This window comes from Streptomyces sp. AM 4-1-1, assembly GCF_029167625.1.
Classification (GTDB): Bacteria; Actinomycetota; Actinomycetes; order Streptomycetales; family Streptomycetaceae; genus Streptomyces.
Genome location: NZ_CP119145.1, coordinates 5,709,681 through 5,730,175, shown reverse-complemented (window position 1 = coordinate 5,730,175; position 20,495 = coordinate 5,709,681). Strand labels below are relative to the sequence as shown.

At 65.5% G+C, this 20,495-nt stretch carries 8 protein-coding genes, 1 tRNA gene and 3 rRNA genes; 3 read left to right on the top strand and 9 right to left on the bottom strand.

The annotated features are described in order from the left end of the window. Positions 1–146: 146 nt before the first annotated feature. Positions 147–824, bottom strand: a complete 678-nt coding sequence (locus PZB75_RS24350; RefSeq protein ID WP_275537420.1) for a response regulator — start codon at positions 822–824, stop codon at positions 147–149. A 279-nt stretch (positions 825–1,103) separates the two neighbouring features. Next, entirely contained in the window at positions 1,104–6,539 is a 5,436-nt protein-coding gene (locus tag PZB75_RS24345; RefSeq protein ID WP_275537419.1) for a HAMP domain-containing protein, read from the bottom strand. A 416-nt stretch (positions 6,540–6,955) separates the two neighbouring features. Between PZB75_RS24345 and PZB75_RS24340 the strand changes: the two genes are divergently transcribed. Further along, on the top strand, positions 6,956–9,571 hold the full coding sequence (locus tag PZB75_RS24340; protein ID WP_275537418.1) for a SpoIIE family protein phosphatase: 2,616 nt from the start codon (positions 6,956–6,958) through the stop codon (positions 9,569–9,571). Positions 9,572–9,804: 233 nt separating this feature from the next. On the opposite strand, the gene PZB75_RS24335 is transcribed toward PZB75_RS24340, so the two are convergent. The 7 genes from PZB75_RS24335 to thyX all read right to left on the bottom strand — a co-directional run bounded on the left by PZB75_RS24335 (position 9,805) and on the right by thyX (position 19,391). Next, positions 9,805–9,877, bottom strand: a tRNA-Thr gene (locus PZB75_RS24335). A 223-nt stretch (positions 9,878–10,100) separates the two neighbouring features. Further along, a 5S ribosomal RNA gene (gene rrf, locus PZB75_RS24330) occupies positions 10,101–10,217 on the bottom strand. An 80-nt stretch (positions 10,218–10,297) separates the two neighbouring features. After that, positions 10,298–13,424: ribosomal RNA gene (locus PZB75_RS24325) — 23S ribosomal RNA — on the bottom strand. A gap of 296 nt (positions 13,425–13,720) precedes the next feature. After that, positions 13,721–15,248: ribosomal RNA gene (locus tag PZB75_RS24320) — 16S ribosomal RNA — on the bottom strand. Together the 16S, 23S and 5S rRNA genes with 1 tRNA gene alongside form the textbook arrangement of a ribosomal RNA operon. 529 nt (positions 15,249–15,777) lie before the next feature. Then, positions 15,778–17,463 (bottom strand): ribonuclease J, encoded by a 1,686-nt coding sequence (locus tag PZB75_RS24315; RefSeq protein WP_275537417.1) that lies wholly within the window; start codon positions 17,461–17,463, stop codon positions 15,778–15,780. Between the two features lie 126 nt (positions 17,464–17,589). Next, positions 17,590–18,489 carry a 4-hydroxy-tetrahydrodipicolinate synthase gene (gene dapA, locus PZB75_RS24310; protein WP_275537416.1) on the bottom strand — a complete coding sequence of 300 codons (900 nt, stop codon included), beginning with the start codon at positions 18,487–18,489 and terminating at the stop codon, positions 17,590–17,592. Between the two features lie 164 nt (positions 18,490–18,653). Beyond that, on the bottom strand, positions 18,654–19,391 hold the full coding sequence (thyX, locus tag PZB75_RS24305) for an FAD-dependent thymidylate synthase (RefSeq protein WP_275537415.1): 738 nt from the start codon (positions 19,389–19,391) through the stop codon (positions 18,654–18,656). 186 nt (positions 19,392–19,577) lie between these two features. On the opposite strand from thyX, the gene PZB75_RS24300 reads away from it, so the two are divergent. Together PZB75_RS24300 and PZB75_RS24295 are read left to right on the top strand one after the other, a co-directional pair. Continuing rightward, a complete protein-coding gene (locus PZB75_RS24300) occupies positions 19,578–19,817 on the top strand; it encodes a hypothetical protein (protein ID WP_275537414.1) in 240 nt (79 codons plus the stop codon). Between the two features lie 94 nt (positions 19,818–19,911). After that, positions 19,912–20,460, top strand: coding sequence for a hypothetical protein (locus PZB75_RS24295; RefSeq protein WP_275537413.1), 549 nt, complete (start codon positions 19,912–19,914; stop codon positions 20,458–20,460). The last annotated feature ends 35 nt before the right edge of the window (positions 20,461–20,495 follow it).

Here is a 20,495-nt window from a genome sequence, read left to right as displayed (position 1 = left end):
GACCGTGTCGCTCGGAAAAGGACCGAAGCTGACGCGCCCTCACCGTGGTACGGGCCACTGCCGGTCCACAGCCCTGCGACCGCCTGACCGGGCGCGACGGCACGCACGGCGCCCGGTACCGCCGCCGAAGCCGGTGGGACGGTCGGTCAGTTCTGCGCGGGGAAGGCGCTCACGCCGCCGGTACCGGGCTCCAGCGCGTCGAGCGCGCGGCGCAGTCCGGTCAGCTTGCGTTCGAGATGGGCGGCGGTCGCCACCGCTCCGGCGTCCGCCGAGTCGTCGTCGAGCTGCTTGGAGAGCGCTTCGGCCTGTTCCTCAACTGCCGCGAGACGCGCCGAGAGTTCGGCCAGCAGCCCGGCGGGCTCGCCGTCGCCGGAGCCGGGGCCGCCACCGCCCTCCAGCTGGAGTCTCAGCAGCGCCGCCTGCTCACGCAGTTGGCAGTTCTTCATGTACAGCTCGACGAAGACCGACACCTTGGCGCGCAGCACCCAGGGGTCGAACGGCTTCGAGATGTAGTCCACGGCACCCGCCGCGTAACCCCGGAAGGTGTGGTGCGGGCCGTGGTTGATGGCGGTGAGGAAGATGATCGGGATGTCCCGCGTCCGCTCCCGCCGCTTGATGTGCGCGGCGGTCTCGAAGCCGTCCATGCCCGGCATCTGGACGTCCAGCAGAATGACCGCAAAGTCGTCCGTGAGCAGCGCTTTGAGCGCTTCCTCCCCTGACGATGCCCGCACCAGTGTCTGATCGAGCGCAGAGAGGATGGCCTCCAGCGCCAGCAGATTCTCCGGCCGGTCATCGACCAGGAGGATCTTGGCCTTCTGCACCATGGCCCGTCCTCCTCGCCCCGGAATCGCACCGGGTGCCGCCCCAGGGGACGACTCCCATACGCCGTCCGTCCTTGTGCCGGTCATGGTAACCGCACCCCGCTCGTCGCCACACCCTGTCACCGCCATGTCACTGTGGATGTCACAGCGCACGTAGCGGAAACGCGGTGGGAGATCAGAAGGTTCCCCCGATCCGGCCCTCTCACACTCCTTTGCCCCCGCCCGATCAGCACTTCATCGCATTTTCAGTCTCTGTCGCGCCCCTTCAAGCCCGCCCGGCACTCACTCTCCACGCATCCACTGCTGCATCACGGAGAGCAGGTGATCGGAGTCGACGGGCTTGGTGACGTAGTCCGAAGCACCCGACTCGATCGCCTTCTCCCGGTCGCCCTTCATCGCCTTCGCGGTGAGCGCGACGATCGGCAGCCCGGCGAACTGCGGCATCCGGCGGATCGCCGTCGTCGTCGCGTATCCGTCCATCTCCGGCATCATGATGTCCATCAGCACGACCGTCACATCGTCGTGCTGCTCCAGGACTTCGATGCCCTCGCGGCCGTTCTCCGCGTACAGCACGGAGAGGCCGTGCTGCTCCAGCACGCTGGTGAGCGCGAAGACGTTACGGATGTCGTCGTCGACGATCAGCACCTTCTCGCCGCGGAACCGGAACGTCCTGCGTGCCTCCGGCTCCTCCTGACCACCCGTGCTCGGCACCCACGACTCCTGCGGCGCCGGCTCGGCGGCCGGCCTCGGAGGCAGCGCGGGCCGCCGCTCCCCCGCTCCCAGCGCCTTGCGCCGGTGCCGGAACAGCCCCGCGGCACCGGCCGGTCCGTCGACCGGACGCGTCGCGTCGACGGGCCCGGACGTCTCCCCGCGCGCCCCGTCGTCACCCACGCCCCCGTGCGACTCGGCGGGCCCCGGCCCGATGTGCGGATAGCCCTGCGGCGGCAACTCGCTGGGGTGCAACGGCAGGTACAGCGTGAACGTCGAGCCCCGTCCCGGCTCGCTCGCCGCGTGGATCTCGCCTCCCAGCAGCCGGGCGATCTCCCGGCTGATCGAGAGACCGAGCCCGGTACCGCCGTACTTGCGACTGGTCGTCCCGTCCGCCTGCTTGAACGCCTCGAAGATGACCAGCATCTTGCTGGACGCGATCCCGATACCGGTGTCGGTGACCGAGAACGCGATCAGGTCACCGTCCACCTCGCGCAGCGAACCGGCCTCCAGCAACTGCTCACGGATCGCGTTCGGCACATCGGTACCCGCCGGCCGGATCACCAGCTCGACCGCGCCCGTGTCCGTGAACTTCACCGCGTTGGACAGCAGGTTGCGCAGCACCTGGAGCAGCCGCTGCTCGTCCGTGTGCAGCGTCGCGGGCAGTTCCGGCGACACCCGTACGGAGAAGTCGAGCCCCTTCTCGGCGGTCAGCGGCCGGAACGTCGCCTCGACGTAGTCGACCAGCTGGACCAGCGCGATCCTGGTCGGGCTGACGTCCATCTTGCCCGCCTCGACCTTCGACAGGTCGAGGATGTCGTTGATCAGCTGGAGCAGATCGGAACCGGCTCCGTGGATCGTCTCGGCGAACTCCACCTGCTTCGGCGACAGATTGCCCTCGGCGTTGTCCGCCAGCAGTTTCGCCAGGATGAGCAGCGAGTTGAGCGGGGTACGCAGCTCGTGCGACATGTTCGCCAGGAACTCGGACTTGTAGCGCATCGAGACCGCGAGCTGTTCGGCGCGCTCCTCAAGGACCTGCCGGGCCTCCTCGATCTCGGTGTTCTTCACCTCGATGTCCCGGTTCTGCCGGGCCAGCAGCTCGGCCTTCTCCTCCAGTTCCGCGTTGGACGCCTGAAGGGCCTTCTGCCGGTTCTCCAGCTCCTGCGAACGGTCGCGGAGCTGTTCGGTCAGCTCCTGCGACTGCTCAAGGAGCTTCTCCGTCTTCGTGTTGACGCTGATGGTGTTGACACTCGTCGCGATCATCTCGGCGAGCTGGTTCAGGAAGTCCCGCTGGATGTGGGTGAACGGCTGGAACGACGCCAGCTCGATCACTCCGAGGACCTTCCCCTCGAACAGCACCGGCAGCACGATCACATGGGCCGGCGGCGCCTCGCCGAGACCCGAGGAGATCTTCAGATAGCCGGGCGGCACGTTGTCCACCTGGATGGTGCGCTTCTCCTCGGCGGCCGTGCCGATCAGTGTCTCGCCCGGCCGGAAGGAGGTCGGCATCGAGCCTGCCGAGTACCCGTAACTGCCGCGCATCCGCAGCTCGTACGCGTTGTCGTCGGCGTCGTCCGAGCCGACCTCGTCCGTGTCGCCGGTCCCCATCGCGAGGAAGAACGCGCCGTGCTGGGCGGAGACCACCGGGGTCAGCTCGCTCATGATCAGCGAGGCGACGTCGTCCAGATCGCGGCGGCCCTGCATCAGACCGGAGATCCGGGCGAGATTGCCCTTGAGCCAGTCCTGTTCCTTGTTGGCGAGCGTGGTGTCGCGCAGGTTGGCGATCATCGTGTTGATGTTGTCCTGGAGCACCTGGATCTCGCCGGCCGCGTCCACGTCGATCTTCAGGTTCAGATCGCCGCGGGTCACCGCGGTCGCGACGGCCGCGATGGCGCGCACCTGCCGGGTGAGGTTCCCGGCCATCTCGTTCACCGACTCGGTGAGGTCGCGCCAGGTGCCGTCGACGTCCCGCACGCGGGCCTGGCCGCCCAGCTGCCCCTCGGTGCCCACCTCACGGGCCACTCTGGTCACCTGCTCCGCGAAGGACGACAGCTGGTCGACCATCGTGTTGATGGTGTTCTTCAGCTCCTGGATCTCACCGCGCGCGTCGATGTCGATCTTCTTGGTGAGATCACCCTTGGCGATGGCGGTGGTGACCGTGGCGATCTGGCGCACCTGACCGGTGAGGTTGGACGCCATCGAGTTCACGGACTCGGTGAGGTCCTTCCAGGTGCCGGAGACGCCCGGGACGCGGGCCTGACCGCCCAGCTCGCCCTCCGTACCCACCTCGCGTGCGACGCGTGTCACCTCGTCGGCGAACGACGACAGGGTGGTCACCATCGTGTTGACGGTGTCGGCCAGCTCGGCGACCTCACCGCGCGCCTCGACGGTGACCTTCTTCGTCAGATCGCCGTTGGCGACGGCGGACGAGACCCGCGAGATGTTCCGCACCTGACTGGTGAGGTTGTTGGCCATCAGGTTGACGTTGTCGCTGAGGTCCTTCCAGATGCCGGTCGCACCACGCACCCGCGCCTGACCGCCGAGGATGCCCTCGGTACCGACCTCACGTGCGACGCGTGTCACCTCGTCCGCGAAGTTCAGCAACTGGTCGACCATGGTGTTGACGGTCGTGACCAGCTCAAGGATCTCGCCCTTGGCGTCGACGGTGATCTTCTTCGACAGGTCGCCCTTGGCGACCGCGGTGGTGACCTCGGCGATGTTGCGGACCTGCATGGTCAGGTTGTTCGCCATGCCGTTGACGGACTGGGTCAGGTCCTTCCACGTACCCGAGACGCCCTGCACCTCGGCCTGGCCGCCCAGGATGCCCGCCGTGCCGACCTCGCGGGCGACCCTCGTCACCTGCTCGGCGAAGTTCGAGAGCTGGTCCACCATCGTGTTGAGGGTGTTCTTCAGCTCCAGGATCTCGCCCCGCGCGTCCACGTCGATCTTCTGCGAGAGATCACCGCGCGCCACCGCGGTGGCCACCTGGGCGATGCTGCGGACCTGGTCGGTGAGGTTCCCCGCCATGCCGTTCACCGAGTCGGTCAGATCGCGCCAGACACCGGCCACCCCGGGCACCCGCGCCTGGCCACCGAGCCTGCCGTCCGTGCCCACCTCGCGCGCCACCCGGGTCACCTGCTCGGCGAACGCGGAGAGCTGGTCCACCATCGTGTTGATGGTGTTCTTCAACTCCAGGATCTCGCCCCGCGCGTCCACATCGATCTTCTGCGACAGGTCGCCCCGCGCGACGGCCGTCGTCACCTGAGCGATCTGACGCACCTGATCGGTGAGATTGCCCGCCATGAAGTTGACGGAGTCGGTGAGTTCCTTCCAGGTACCGGAGACGCCGTCGACCCGCGCCTGGCCACCGAGGCGGCCCTCCGTCCCCACGTCTCGGGCCATCCTCGTCACCTGGTCGGCGAAGGACGACAGCTGCGCCACCATGGTGTTGACGGTGTTCTTCAGCTCAAGCATCTCGCCCGCGACGTCCACGGTGACCTTCTGCGACAGATCGCCGTTCGCGACCGCCGTCGTCACCTGCGCGATGTCCCGCACCTGACCGGTCAGGTTCCGGAACGCCGTGTTCACCGAGTCGGTGAGGTCCTTCCAGGTCCCGGCCGCGCCCGGCACCTCGGCCTGACCGCCCAGCCGTCCCTCGACACCGACCTCACGGGCCACCCGGGTCACCTCGGACCCGAAGGACTGAAGCTGGTCCACCATGGTGTTGACGGTGTTCTTCAGCTCAAGCATCTCGCCCGCGACGTCCACGGTGACCTTCTGCGACATGTCGCCACTGGCCACCGCCGTGGTCACCTGCGCGATGTCCCGCACCTGGGTCGTGAGGTTCCGGAAGACCGTGTTGACGGAGTCCGTCAGGTCCTTCCACGTGCCCGCGGCGCCCGGCACCTGCGCCTGGCCACCGAGCAGCCCCTCACCGCCGACCTCGCTCGCCACCCGGGTGACCTCGTCCGCGAAGGTCCGCAGCGTCTCGGTCATCTGGTTGATCGTCTCGGCCAGCTGCGCGACCTCGCCCCGCGCGGTCACCGTGACCTTCTGCGACAGGTCGCCGCTGGCGACCGCCGTCGTCACCTCGGCGATGCCGCGCACCTGGGACGTCAGGTTCCCCGCCATCGTGTTGACGGAGTCGGTGAGGTCCTTCCAGACCCCGGCGACCCCCGGCACCTGGGCCTGCCCCCCCAGCTCGCCCTCGGTGCCGACCTCACGTGCGACCCGGGTGACCTCGGAGGAGAACGAGGACAGCTGGTCGACCATCGTGTTGACGGTGTTCTTCAGCTGGAGCATCTCCCCGGCCACATGGACGGTGACCTTCCGCGACAGATCGCCCTTGGCGACGGCCGTCGTCACGAGGGCGATGTCACGCACCTGGGCGGTCAGCCGGTACGCCATGGTGTTCACGGAGTCCGTGAGGTCCTTCCACGACCCCGACATGCCGCGCACCTGGGCCTGGCCGCCCAGCTTGCCCTCCGTACCCACCTCGACCGCTACGCGCGTCACCTGTTCGGTGAACGCCGACAGCTGGTCGACGAGGTTGTTGACCGTACGGGCGACCTTCAGGAACTCGCCGCGCAACGGCCGGACGGTCTCGTCGGCCGTGTGCGACCGCAGCTCCATCCGCTGTTCCAGATCGCCGTCGGCCACCGCCGACAGCACCCGCCCGACTTCGGAGACCGGTCGCGCCAGATCGTCGACCAGTTCGTTCGAGGCGTCGATCGCCGCCGCCCAGGAACCCTCACAGGTCCCCTTCTCCAGGCGCTCGGTGAGCTTGCCCTCCCGGCCGACCACACGCCGTACCCGTGCCAGTTCACCCGTGAGGTGGAGATTACGGTCCGCGACCTCGTTGAAGACCGCCGCGATCTCCGTCATCACGCCGTCGCCGGACACGGTCAGACGTCTGCGGAAGTTCCCGTCGCGCATCGCCACCATGGCCGACAGCAGCCTGTTCAGAGATGCCGCGTCGACCTCGATGGTTCCGTTGCGCTGTTTCTTCACGGACTGTCCGCCTCTTGTGCGCGTGTCTGTACCCCGCGCCGCCACGTCAGACTCCACCGTGTCCCTCCCGCAGGGGTTGACCGTCCAGCTAGGGCCTCGTCCGGGAGCTTGCCCAGACTTCCACTTCGGCTCACCGCCACACGGCCAACCGTTGACGGGTGACCATGCGGACGTCAAATCGTTGAAACGTACCAGGCCGGAACCGGCCCGAGCACACCCGCCGACACTCGTCCACGTCACCCCGTTGGGAAGAGCGTATGCGGTCGGTCACGCACACCGGCGGGCCCGCCCGCCTCCGAAGCCGGGCCTCGCGTATCCGGGACCGGTAGCGAGCGTCTAGCCTGGCAGGCGAATCGAAGCGGCGATAAACGGGCACAGGACTCGGGGAAGCGACGAGACACCATATGGGGAGTGCTGTGATCACCGCGCGCGCGGCTGCCACCTTCGACCCGGTCGGGCGCTCTGTCGCGACCGCCCGCGCCTTTGTCCGCGACACCCTCCAGGGCTGGGGGTACACCGACATCGTCGACGACGCCGTCGTCCTCACCAGCGAACTGGTCACCAACGCGGTCGTACACGCGGGCACCGCCGCGGACGTGCTGTGTCTGCGTACGGAGGACGGCGTACGGGTCGAGGTCGCCGACCACTACCCGGAACGGGAGGTCCCGCTCCAGAGCACCGCTCTGGACTTCGGCAGCCCGGACCGTGAGAACGGCCGTGGTCTGCTGCTCTGCGCGGCACTCGCCTCCCGCTGGGGCGTCGAGTACTCACCGACCCGCAAGCATGTCTGGTTCCAACTGGATCTTCCCGACCGGCCGGTCGGCGTCCGCTCGGCCGGACCGGTACTGCCCACGGAACTCCTCCCGGTCACCGACGAACGCGTCCGCGTGGCCGTGGTCCAGATCGACGGCTCGGGTTCCGTCGCCGCCTGGAACGACGACGCCGCGTTCCTCTTCGGTTATGACGCCGAACAGGTCACCGGCAAGCAGCTCGCCGAATTCCTCGCCTGGCCCCACACGCCCGGCACGAACACCGGCAGCGCGGACGCCCTCCGGCTCTCCCGGTGGGAGGGCAGTTACGGCATCCGCAGCGCCGACGGCCGCGTCATCCCCGTCTACGCCTCGCATCTACGGGTCCGCGACACCGAGGGCGAACCGTCGACGGTCTGCCTGCTCGTCCGTGAGTACGAACGCGCCGTGCTCCAGACCCCGGCTCGCACCCCGGTCTCCGATCTCGCTTCCGAGAGCCGTACGACCGATCCGTTCGAGGTCTTCATCGGCTCCCCCGCCCCCGACGACCTCGACGGCCTGCTCCAGCGGACCGTCGAGCGGGCGCGCGACATGCTTGAGGCCGACTCGGCCTTCCTGCTGCTGGCCACCGACGACGAGACGGAACTGGAGGTACGGGCCACCACGGGCCTGCCGTCCGCACGCCAGCGTTTCGCCCGGGTTCCCGTCGAGGCCGGCAGCGGACGGTACGGCTCGGCGCGGATGCCGGCCGTCCACGAGGACCTGACCGCCGTCCCCGGCGCCGTACCGCTGCTCAACGACACCGGGATGCGTTCCGTGGTCACCGTCCCGCTGAAGGTCGAGGGCCGTCTCACCGGTTCGCTGGGCGTCGCGGCCGAAGCACCGGGCCGGTACAGCAACGAGGAGGCGCTGCGTCTTCAGTTCGCCGCCGACCGTATCGCGCTCGCCGTCGAGTCGGCCCGCCTCGGTGAGCTGGAGCGGCTGCGCCGGGGGTCGCTGTCCTTCCTGGTCGAGGCGTCCGACCTGCTGGCGGGCACGCTCGACCGGGACCAGACCCTGGCCCTGATGGCCCAGATGACGGTCCCCACCCTGGCTTCCTGGTGTGCCGTCTACACGATCGCCGACCAGTCGTCGGAGCCGTACCTGTCCTTCGTGCTGCACGAGGACGAGGAGCGGATCGACGGCCTCAAAGCCCTGCTCGCCGACATCTCGCCGCCGGAGCCGGTCCCGGCCCCCGGTGCCCGGGTCTGGTCCGCGCCGTCCGAGGCCGCCCACGAGGCCGCGCTGAGGACGTCGATGCGCCGTCGCGGCCTTGAGGAGACCCCGGCCGGCAGCGCGGACATCCGCACGACGCTCGCCACGGCCGCCGCGGTCGGCGGTGAGACGGTGGTGCTGCCCCTCGTCGCCCGTAACCGGGTCATCGGCATGCTCACGCTCGGCAAGCCGTCCGACGACCATTTCCGCCAGGAGATCCTGGAGCTGGCCGAGGACCTCTCCCGCCGGGCCGCGCTCGCCCTGGACAACGCCCGCCTCTACTCGGAGCGCACCGCGATCAGCCAGGCCCTCCAGCGCAGCCTGCTGCCCCCGGGCCTGCCCGACGTCCCCAACGTCGAGATCGAGGTCATCTACCGTGCGGCGGGCGAGGGCAACGAGGTCGGCGGCGACTTCTACGACGTCTTCCCGATCCGCGACGGCGCGTACGGCTTCGCCATCGGTGACGTCTGCGGTACGGGTCCGGAGGCGGCCGCGGTCACCGGCCTCGCCCGCCACGCCCTGCGTCTGCTGGCCCGCGAGGGCTTCGGCGGCCCCGCTGTCCTGGAGCGGCTCAACGCCGCCATCCTCGACGAGGGCGCCCGCAGCCGCTTCCTGACCCTGCTGTACGGCGAGCTGTGGCCGCAGGAGGACGGCAGCGCCCTCCTCAAGGTCGTCTGCGCGGGCCATCCACTGCCCCTGCGACTGCACCAGGACGGCACGGTCGAACCGGCCGCCGAGCCGCAGCCGCTGCTCGGTGTCATCGACGACCTGGAGCTGTTCGAGCAGACCGTCACGCTCGACCCGGGCGATGTCCTGCTCTGTGTGACGGACGGGGTCACCGAGCGTCGAGAGGGCACGCGCATGCTGGGTGACGACGGCCTGGCAGAGGTCCTGACGACGTGTACGGGCCTGACGGCCGGCGCGGTGGCGTCCCGGGTCCTGCGGGCGGTCGAGCGCTTCGCCGCGGAGCCCGCCTCCGACGACATGGCGATCCTGGCCATGCGCGTCCCCGAACCACACATCCTCTAGTGCCGTGACCGGCAATGTTTGCCCGTCAAGGAGCGTCGTCCGGTGCGTGTGATCGCAAGGCGGCCGGAAGTCCTCGTAGCGGAGCTACCAGGGCTTTTGGCCAACGCGGCGAGCGTGCGTGCTGGGCGACGCGACAGGGCAAAGCCTGCCGGGAGGGGCACTAGTTCGGCCACGAAGGCACCCTGAACACACGAAAGGCCCCCGCCAAGAGGCGGGGGCCTTTCGTCCTGCTGAGCCCCAATACGGAATCGAACCGTAGACCTTCTCCTTACCATGGAGACGCTCTACCGACTGAGCTATTGGGGCCTGCTGCGCTGTGGCAACGGATAGATCATACCCCGAAGCGGCGGGAGATCCGAACCATCACCGCCATGAATCTCGGCCGACTCGCCGACGGCTCCCCAACGACTCTACGGGAGCTTCACTCCCACTCTCTCCGGGCCACGACCGGAGAGCACAACACCGCGCCCGGCCGGGAACGCGGGAAAGCCCCGTGCCACAAGGGCACGGGGCTTTCCCGTCACAAATAGTTCGGCGGCGACCTACTCTCCCACAGGGTCCCCCCTGCAGTACCATCGGCGCTGAAAGGCTTAGCTTCCGGGTTCGGAATGTAACCGGGCGTTTCCCTAACGCAATGACCACCGAAACACTATGAAAATGTGAACCAACCGGACAACAACACAGCCGTTCATTATTTCAGAACCAACACAGTGGACGCGAGCAACTGAGGACAAGCCCTCGGCCTATTAGTACCAGTCAGCTCCACCCGTTACCAGGCTTCCACATCTGGCCTATCAACCCAGTCGTCTACTGGGAGCCTTAACCCCTCAAAGGGGGTGGGAATACTCATCTCGAAGCAGGCTTCCCGCTTAGATGCTTTCAGCGGTTATCCTTTCCGAACGTAGCCAACCAGCCATGCCCTTGGCAGGACAACTGGCACACCAGAGGTTCGTCCGTCCCGGTCCTCTCGTACTAGGGACAGCCCTTCTCAATATTCCTACGCGCACAGCGGATAGGGACCGAACTGTCTCACGACGTTCTAAACCCAGCTCGCGTACCGCTTTAATGGGCGAACAGCCCAACCCTTGGGACCGACTCCAGCCCCAGGATGCGACGAGCCGACATCGAGGTGCCAAACCATCCCGTCGATATGGACTCTTGGGGAAGATCAGCCTGTTATCCCCGGGGTACCTTTTATCCGTTGAGCGACGGCGCTTCCACAAGCCACCGCCGGATCACTAGTCCCGACTTTCGTCCCTGCTCGACCCGTCGGTCTCACAGTCAAGCTCCCTTGTGCACTTACACTCAACACCTGATTACCAACCAGGCTGAGGGAACCTTTGGGCGCCTCCGTTACTCTTTAGGAGGCAACCGCCCCAGTTAAACTACCCATCAGACACTGTCCCTGATCCGGATCACGGACCCAGGTTAGACATCCAGCACGACCAGAGTGGTATTTCAACGACGACTCCGCAACCACTGGCGTGGCCACATCACAGTCTCCCACCTATCCTACACAAGCCGAACCGAACACCAATATCAAACTATAGTAAAGGTCCCGGGGTCTTTCCGTCCTGCTGCGCGAAACGAGCATCTTTACTCGTAGTGCAATTTCACCGGGCCTATGGTTGAGACAGTCGAGAAGTCGTTACGCCATTCGTGCAGGTCGGAACTTACCCGACAAGGAATTTCGCTACCTTAGGATGGTTATAGTTACCACCGCCGTTTACTGGCGCTTAAGTTCTCAGCTTCGCACACCCGAAAGCGCACTAACCGGTCCCCTTAACGTTCCAGCACCGGGCAGGCGTCAGTCCGTATACATCGCCTTACGGCTTCGCACGGACCTGTGTTTTTAGTAAACAGTCGCTTCTCGCTGGTCTCTGCGGCCACCCCCAGCTCATGGAGCAAAGCCCAATCACCAGAAATGGCCCCCCTTCTCCCGAAGTTACGGGGGCATTTTGCCGAGTTCCTTAACCATAGTTCACCCGAACGCCTCGGTATTCTCTACCTGACTACCTGAGTCGGTTTAGGGTACGGGCCGCCATGAAACTCGCTAGAGGCTTTTCTCGACAGCATAGGATCATCCACTTCACCACAATCGGCTCGGCATCAGGTCTCACCCTCCATGTTGCACGGATTTACCTGCACAACGGGCTACACCCTTACCCCGGGACAACCACCGCCCGGGCTGGACTACCTTCCTGCGTCACCCCATCGCTTACCTAATACAAGTCTGGACCGTCGGCTCCACCACTACCCTCAACTCCGAAGAGATCAGGCCGGCTTCACGGACTTAGCATCGCCTGATTCAGTACTGGGCGTTTCAAAGCGGGTACCGGAATATCAACCGGTTGTCCATCGACTACGCCTGTCGGCCTCGCCTTAGGTCCCGACTTACCCTGGGCAGATCAGCTTGACCCAGGAACCCTTAGTCAATCGGCGCACACGTTTCTCACGTGTGTATCGCTACTCATGCCTGCATTCTCACTCGTGAACCGTCCACAACTCGCTTCCGCGGCTGCTTCACCCGGCACACGACGCTCCCCTACCCATCCCAGCCCCCGTTAGGAGTACATGCTGAAATGACACGACTTCGGCGGTACGCTTGAGCCCCGCTACATTGTCGGCGCGGAATCACTTGACCAGTGAGCTATTACGCACTCTTTCAAGGATGGCTGCTTCTAAGCCAACCTCCTGGTTGTCTCTGCGACTCCACATCCTTTCCCACTTAGCGTACGCTTAGGGGCCTTAGTCGATGCTCTGGGCTGTTTCCCTCTCGACCATGGAGCTTATCCCCCACAGTCTCACTGCCGCGCTCTCACTTACCGGCATTCGGAGTTTGGCTAAGGTCAGTAACCCGGTAGGGCCCATCGCCTATCCAGTGCTCTACCTCCGGCAAGAAACACACGACGCTGCACCTAAATGCATTTCGGGGAGAACCAGCTATCACGGAGTTTGATTGGCCTTTCACCCCTAACCACAGGTCATCCCCCAGGTTTTCAACCCTGGTGGGTTCGGTCCTCCACGAAGTCTTACCTCCGCTTCAACCTGCCCATGGCTAGATCACTCCGCTTCGGGTCTTGAGCGCGCTACTAAAACGCCCTATTAGGACTCGCTTTCGCTACGGCTTCCCCACACGGGTTAACCTCGCAACACACCGCAAACTCGCAGGCTCATTCTTCAAAAGGCACGCAGTCACGACGCACCGAGCAAGCTCGATGCGCGACGCTCCCACGGCTTGTAGGCACACGGTTTCAGGTACTATTTCACTCCGCTCCCGCGGTACTTTTCACCATTCCCTCACGGTACTATCCGCTATCGGTCACCAGGGAATATTTAGGCTTAGCGGGTGGTCCCGCCAGATTCACACGGGATTTCTCGGGCCCCGTGCTACTTGGGAAATCCTCAAGCAAGCCGTTGATGTTTCAGCTACGGGGGTCTTACCCTCTACGCCGGACCTTTCGCATGTCCTTCGCCTACACCAACGGTTTCTGACTTGCCGACCAATCGGCAGATTGATCAAGAGAACTCCCACAACCCCGCATGCGCAACCCCTGCCGGGTATCACACACATACGGTTTGGCCTCATCCAGTTTCGCTCGCCACTACTCCCGGAATCACGGTTGTTTTCTCTTCCTGAGGGTACTGAGATGTTTCACTTCCCCTCGTTCCCTCCACACTGCCTATGTGTTCAGCAGCGGGTGACAGCCCATGACGACTGCCGGGTTTCCCCATTCGGACACCCCCGGATCAAAGCTTGGTTGACAGCTCCCCGGGGCCTATCGTGGCCTCCCACGTCCTTCATCGGTTCCTGGTGCCAAGGCATCCACCGTGCGCCCTTAAAAACTTGGCCACAGATGCTCGCGTCCACTGTGCAGTTCTCAAACAACGACCAGCCACCCATCACCCCACCCCGAAAGGTGAGTGCACTGGGGCCGGCAACCGAAGGCGACCATACGGCCATACCCTCAGACACCCAACAGCGTGCCCGGACCAGTCAAACCTTTTTCACGTTCCACGCCGAAGCAGTACTAATGAACAAGACCCAACCAGACCGAATAGTCAACGTTCCACCCATGAGCTGACCACCGCCGGACAGATGCCGACGTAGTGGCTCTGGACCCCTCGCAGGGTCTAGATGCTCCTTAGAAAGGAGGTGATCCAGCCGCACCTTCCGGTACGGCTACCTTGTTACGACTTCGTCCCAATCGCCAGTCCCACCTTCGACAGCTCCCTCCCCACAAGGGGGTTGGGCCACCGGCTTCGGGTGTTACCGACTTTCGTGACGTGACGGGCGGTGTGTACAAGGCCCGGGAACGTATTCACCGCAGCAATGCTGATCTGCGATTACTAGCAACTCCGACTTCATGGGGTCGAGTTGCAGACCCCAATCCGAACTGAGACCGGCTTTTTGAGATTCGCTCCGCCTCACGACATCGCAGCTCATTGTACCGGCCATTGTAGCACGTGTGCAGCCCAAGACATAAGGGGCATGATGACTTGACGTCGTCCCCACCTTCCTCCGAGTTGACCCCGGCGGTCTCCTGTGAGTCCCCATCACCCCGAAGGGCATGCTGGCAACACAGGACAAGGGTTGCGCTCGTTGCGGGACTTAACCCAACATCTCACGACACGAGCTGACGACAGCCATGCACCACCTGTACACCGACCACAAGGGGGGCACCATCTCTGATGCTTTCCGGTGTATGTCAAGCCTTGGTAAGGTTCTTCGCGTTGCGTCGAATTAAGCCACATGCTCCGCTGCTTGTGCGGGCCCCCGTCAATTCCTTTGAGTTTTAGCCTTGCGGCCGTACTCCCCAGGCGGGGAACTTAATGCGTTAGCTGCGGCACCGACGACGTGGAATGTCGCCAACACCTAGTTCCCAACGTTTACGGCGTGGACTACCAGGGTATCTAATCCTGTTCGCTCCCCACGCTTTCGCTCCTCAGCGTCAGTAATGGCCCAGAGATCCGCCTTCGCCACCGGTGTTCCTCCTGATATCTGCGCATTTCACCGCTACACCAGGAATTCCGATCTCCCCTACCACACTCTAGCCTGCCCGTATCGACTGCAGACCCGGGGTTAAGCCCCGGGCTTTCACAACCGACGTGACAAGCCGCCTACGAGCTCTTTACGCCCAATAATTCCGGACAACGCTTGCGCCCTACGTATTACCGCGGCTGCTGGCACGTAGTTAGCCGGCGCTTCTTCTGCAGGTACCGTCACTTGCGCTTCTTCCCTGCTGAAAGAGGTTTACAACCCGAAGGCCGTCATCCCTCACGCGGCGTCGCTGCATCAGGCTTTCGCCCATTGTGCAATATTCCCCACTGCTGCCTCCCGTAGGAGTCTGGGCCGTGTCTCAGTCCCAGTGTGGCCGGTCGCCCTCTCAGGCCGGCTACCCGTCGTCGCCTTGGTAGGCCATCACCCCACCAACAAGCTGATAGGCCGCGGGCTCATCCTGCACCGCCGGAGCTTTCAACCCCATCCCATGCGGGACAGAGTATTATCCGGTATTAGACCCCGTTTCCAGGGCTTGTCCCAGAGTGCAGGGCAGATTGCCCACGTGTTACTCACCCGTTCGCCACTAATCCACCCCGAAAGGCTTCATCGTTCGACTTGCATGTGTTAAGCACGCCGCCAGCGTTCGTCCTGAGCCAGGATCAAACTCTCCGTGAATGTTTTCCCGTAATCGGGACACACATCACGAGAGCGGAACAACCGGTCGGAATAAGACCGGTCATCCACAGCGTCCTCGCTGTGTCATTGCCTGCCCCCAGCCACAAGGACCGGTGAACAGGACTTTCAAAGGAACCACCAACCTGCCGAAACAGGCCGGGGTATCAACATATCTGGCGTTGACTTTTGGCACGCTGTTGAGTTCTCAAGGAACGGACGCTTCCTTCGTACTCACCCTCTCGGGCTTTCCTCCGGGCGCTTCCCTTCTGTGCTTCCAACCTTACCAGACTCTTTTTCGTTCCGTTTCCGGTCCGAATTTGATTCCGGTGGCCTTTGGAGTGGCCTTTTGCCTTTCGGCTGACCCCGACTTTATCAGAACTTCTGAGTCGGAATTCCCGCCCCGTTCGGAAGAACACCTGCGCACGGATGCGCCGGGCGCTTCCCGGTCGAGCGGAGCCGTAAACGTACTGGAGCGGGGCGCCCCGATGCAAATCGAGGTGCCCCGCTCCGTGTTGGAGACCCTTCGGCGTCAGACCTCGACGACGACCGGGAGGATCATCGGACGCCTGCGGTAGGTGTCCGAGACCCACTTGCCCACCGTGCGGCGGACGAGCTGCTGGAGCTGGTGGGGCTCCATCACTCCGTCCTGGGCGGACTTGTTGAGGGCTTCCTCGACCCTGGGCACCACGGCCGTGAAGGACGAGTCCTCGATGCCGGAGCCGCGCGCCTGGAAGTGCGGCCCGCCCACGATCTTGCCGGACGAGCTGTCGACCACGATGAACACCGAGATGATGCCCTCGTCACCGAGGATGCGGCGGTCCTTGAGCGAGCTCTCGGTGACGTCACCGACCGACAGGCCGTCGACGTACACATAACCGGCCTGGACCTTGCCGACGATCTTGGCCTTGCCGTCGATCAGGTCGACGACGACGCCGTCCTCCGCGATGACGATGTGGTCCTTGGGGACGCCCGTGAGGGCGCCGAGCTCGGCGTTGGCCCTCAGATGGCGCCATTCGCCGTGGACCGGCATCAGGTTCTTCGGCTTGCAGATGTTGTAGAAGTACAGCAGCTCGCCGGCCGAGGCGTGGCCCGAGACATGGACCTTGGCGTTGCCCTTGTGGATGACGTGGGCGCCCCAGCGGGTCAGACCGTTGATCACGCGGTACACCGCGTTCTCGTTGCCCGGGATCAGCGACGACGCCAGGATCACCGTGTCGCCCGGGACGATCCGGATCTGGTGGTCGCGGTTGGCCATCCGGGAGAGCGCCGCCATCGGCTCTCCCTGGGAGCCCGTGCACACCAGCACGACCTCGTCGTCCGGAAGGTCGTCGAGGGTCTTGACGTCGACGACCAGGCCCGCCGGAACCTTCAGATAGCCGAGGTCGCGCGCGATGCCCATGTTCCGGACCATGGAGCGGCCCACGAACGCGACCCTGCGGCCGTACTCGTGCGCCGCGTCCAGGATCTGCTGGATGCGGTGGACGTGGCTGGCGAAGCTCGCCACGATGATCCGCTTCTGGGCGTTCGCGAATACCTGCCGCAGGACGTTGGAGATGTCCCGCTCGGGCGGGACGAAGCCCGGCACCTCGGCGTTCGTGGAGTCCGACAGGAGAAGGTCGATGCCCTCCTCGCCGAGCCTGGCGAAGGTCGGCAGGTCCGTCAGCCGGCGGTCCAGCGGCAGCTGGTCCATCTTGAAGTCGCCCGTGTGCACGACCATGCCGGCGGGAGTGCGGATGGCCACGGCCAGCGCGTCCGGGATGGAGTGGTTGACCGCGACGAACTCGCAGTCGAACGGGCCGATCCGCTCCCGGTGTCCCTCGGTGACCTCAAGGGTGTACGGGCGGATGCGGTGCTCCTGGAGCTTCGCCTCGATCAGCGCCAGGGTCAGCTTGGAGCCGATCAGCGGGATGTCCGGCTTCAGACGCAGCAGATACGGGACACCACCGATGTGGTCCTCGTGTCCGTGCGTGAGGACGATGCCCTCGATGTCGTCGAGGCGGTCCCGGATCGTGGTGAAGTCGGGAAGGATCAGATCGATCCCCGGCTGTTCCTCCTCCGGGAAGAGGACACCGCAGTCGACGATGAGCAGGCGGCCGCCGTACTCGAACACCGTCATGTTGCGGCCGATCTCGCCGAGGCCGCCGAGCGGGGTGACCCGGAGGCCGCCCTTGGCGAGCTTCGGCGGCGTGCCGAGTTCAGGGTGCGGATGACTCAAAAGACTCTCCTTACCACGCGCGCCACGTACCGCTTGGGCACGTGGCGCGCATGTCATTCGTGCACTTGCTGTTGTCTGAGGTGTGCTTCCGCGGAGATCCCGCGTATTCAGTTGTGAAGTCGTTGGTTACAGCTGTACCCCGCCGGCCGCGAGATCGATCTTGAGCTGGGCCGTCTCCTGCGGGGTGAGTTCCACCAGCGGCAGACGGAGCGGTCCCGCGGGCAGTCCCTGGAGGGCGAGCGCGGCCTTCGAGGTGATCACACCCTGGGTGCGGAACATACCGGTGAAGACCGGGAGCAGCTTCTGGTGGATCTCGGTGGCCTTCTGGACGTCGCCGCCGAGGTACGCCTCGATCAGCGCGCGCAGTTCGGGGGTGACGACGTGGCCCACGACCGAGACGAAACCGACCGCGCCGACCGACAGCAGCGGCAGGCTCAGCATGTCGTCGCCGGAGTACCAGGCGAGACCGGAGCGGGCGATGGCCCAGCTGGCGCGGCCGAGGTCGCCCTTGGCGTCCTTGTTGGCGACGATCCGGGGGTGCTCGGCGAGACGGACCAGTGTCTCCGTGTCGATCGGTACCCCGCTGCGGCCGGGGATGTCGTACAGCATCACGGGAAGGCCGGTCGCGTCGGCGATGGCGCTGAAGTGGCGCAGGAGTCCTTCCTGCGGCGGCTTGCTGTAGTACGGGGTGACCGCGAGGAGGCCGTGGGCGCCGGAACGCTCGGCGGTGCGGGCGAGCTCGACGCTGTGCCGGGTGTCGTTGGTGCCGATGCCGGTGAGCACGTGGGCCCGGTCCCCGACCGCTTCCAGTACCGCCCGTACCAGCTGGTCTTTCTCCGAGTCGCTGGTGGTCGGGGACTCACCGGTGGTGCCGTTGACGACCAGGCCGTCGTTGCCTGCGTCCACCAGCTGGACGGCGAGCCGCTGAGCGCCGTCGAGGTCGAGTGCGCCGTCCGCCGTGAAGGGCGTGACCATGGCGGTGAGGACCCGCCCGAAGGGGGTCTGCGGAGTGGAGATCGGAGCCATGGGTACCACGCTACTCGCTGCTCAGCGGGTCGCGCCCCCTCGGGGGGAGAAGCGGGGGGACGAGGGAGTGGGACCCGGCACTGCCTGCTCGGGGGTTCAAGCAGTGCCGGGTCCGTTTGATCAGCCTAGATGAACTTCATGAAACGCCGCAATACGGACACCGCCTATGGGGCGACCCGTCCATTTTTGTTGAAGGCCGCATGAGTGAGCGGCATGAGCTTCGCCCACTCCCGCTCCATCCGCTCTCCGACCATCTCGATCTCGCGCTGCGGGAAGGAGGGGACCTTCGCCAGCTCGTGCTGGGTGCGCAGGCCGAGGAAGTGCATCAGCGAGCGGGCGTTGCACGTGGCGTACATCGACGAGAAGAGGCCTACCGGAAGCACCGCGCGGGCGACCTCGCGGGCGACCCCGGCGGCGAGCATCTCCTGGTAGGAGGCGTAGGCCTGGCGGTAGGAGTCCTCCATGACGCGGGTGGTGAGCTCCTGCTGGGCACCGGTGCCCTCGACGAACTCGTACTTGCCGGGGCGGCCCTGCTGGACGAGCTTGCGGGACTCCCCCGGGACGTAGAAGACCGGCTCCAGCTGCCTGTAACGGCCCGATTCCTCGTTGTACGACCAGCCGACCCGGTGCCGCATGAACTCGCGGAACACGAAGATCGGAGCGTTGATGAAGAAGGTCATGGAGTTGTGCTCGAACGGGCTGCCGTGGCGGTCGCGCATCAGGAAGTTGATGAGCCCCTTGGAGCGCTCGGGATCTTTGCTGACTTCCTCCAGAGACTGCTCCCCGGCGGTGGAGACACGGGCCGCCCACAGCACGTCGGAGTCGCCGGCGGCGTGTTTCACCAGGTCAACGGTGACATCGCTGCGGAAACTGAGCTTGGCGGGCTCGGGGGTCTCGGTCATCGGCAGGGGTCCTTCCGGCGGTTCGCTGCGGGCGCCCCCACTCTACGAGTCCGTACCGACAGCGGACGCCCTGCGGTCCGTCCGGGGATTTCTCGTGACCGTTCGGCGATTCGGGGCACCAAAAGGGCCTCCCGTACGTCTGACTCAATAGCAGCACCCGTTCAAGAGTTCAAGGAGAGATACCTCATGTTCCGCCGGCGTGAATCCGTCCCGTTCTCGTTCGTAGCCGAGGCCGACCGATTCCGCAGTAACGTCACTCCTCCTCCCCGGCAGCGCGTCGGCGCGGCCCAGCTGGCCGGCCGTTCGCTCGTGGGTCTGACCGTGGTCGCGGGCCTGGTCGGCTCGCTGCTGCTCGGCCTGCCCGCCCTGGCCCCCGACCGGGCCCCCTCGCACAGTCAGCAGTCCGAGGCCGTCCACGGCCGCTGACTCGGACGGACCCCCTGGGGTGGTCGGGTCGGTGACCACCTCGATAACCTCACCGGGCACAGCAATCGAGCGTGCTTGTGAGTGAGGATCAGTCGTGCCCCTGCCCTTTCTGACGGCCGACCGCGTGTTCGACGCGGACGCGGAGGACGCCGCGCTGCCGTTCGACGACCACGACAGCTGGCGGCGGCCCTACCGCCTGGGACCGTGGCGGGTCGCCGCCGCGGCGGGGCTGTTGCTGCTCGCCTCGTTCGTCCTGCTCGCGGCGATGATCATCGCGTTCGCGGGTGCGGTGTCCGGGGCGGCCACGTGCCTGGTCCTCGCCCTGGCGGTGATCGGCGGCGCCCTGCGGCTGCTGCGGATGGGCGCCTGGGTCAGCCGTCACGGAGTGCGCCGGGTGGCCTTCTTCGTCACCACGACCGTGCCGTGGCAGCACACCACCGCGGTCCGCACGGTGCAGCAGCCCGTGAAGTGGCTCGGATTCCCGCGCACGGTGCAGGGTCAGGCCCTGGTGGTCGTGCGCGGGAACGGTTCCGCGCTGCCGCCGCTGTTCACGGACCACAACGCGGACTTCCTGTCGCGCCGTGAGGCCTTCGACCGCGCGGCCGACACGATCGAGGCCTGGAGCGACGAGTACCGCCCGTAGGACCTGGACCGGGTCCTGGGCGGGGCTCCCCGAAA

Bases quoted from the DNA above. Each gene is read 5' to 3' on its own strand.
- PZB75_RS24350 (WP_275537420.1), bottom strand. From the start codon at position 824: ATGGTGCAGAAGGCCAAGATCCTCCTGGTCGATGACCGGCCGGAGAAT.
- dapA (WP_275537416.1), bottom strand. From the start codon at position 18,489: ATGGCTCCGATCTCCACTCCGCAGACCCCCTTCGGGCGGGTCCTCACC.
- thyX (WP_275537415.1), bottom strand. From the start codon at position 19,391: ATGACCGAGACCCCCGAGCCCGCCAAGCTCAGTTTCCGCAGCGATGTC.
- PZB75_RS24300 (WP_275537414.1), top strand. From the start codon at position 19,578: ATGTTCCGCCGGCGTGAATCCGTCCCGTTCTCGTTCGTAGCCGAGGCC.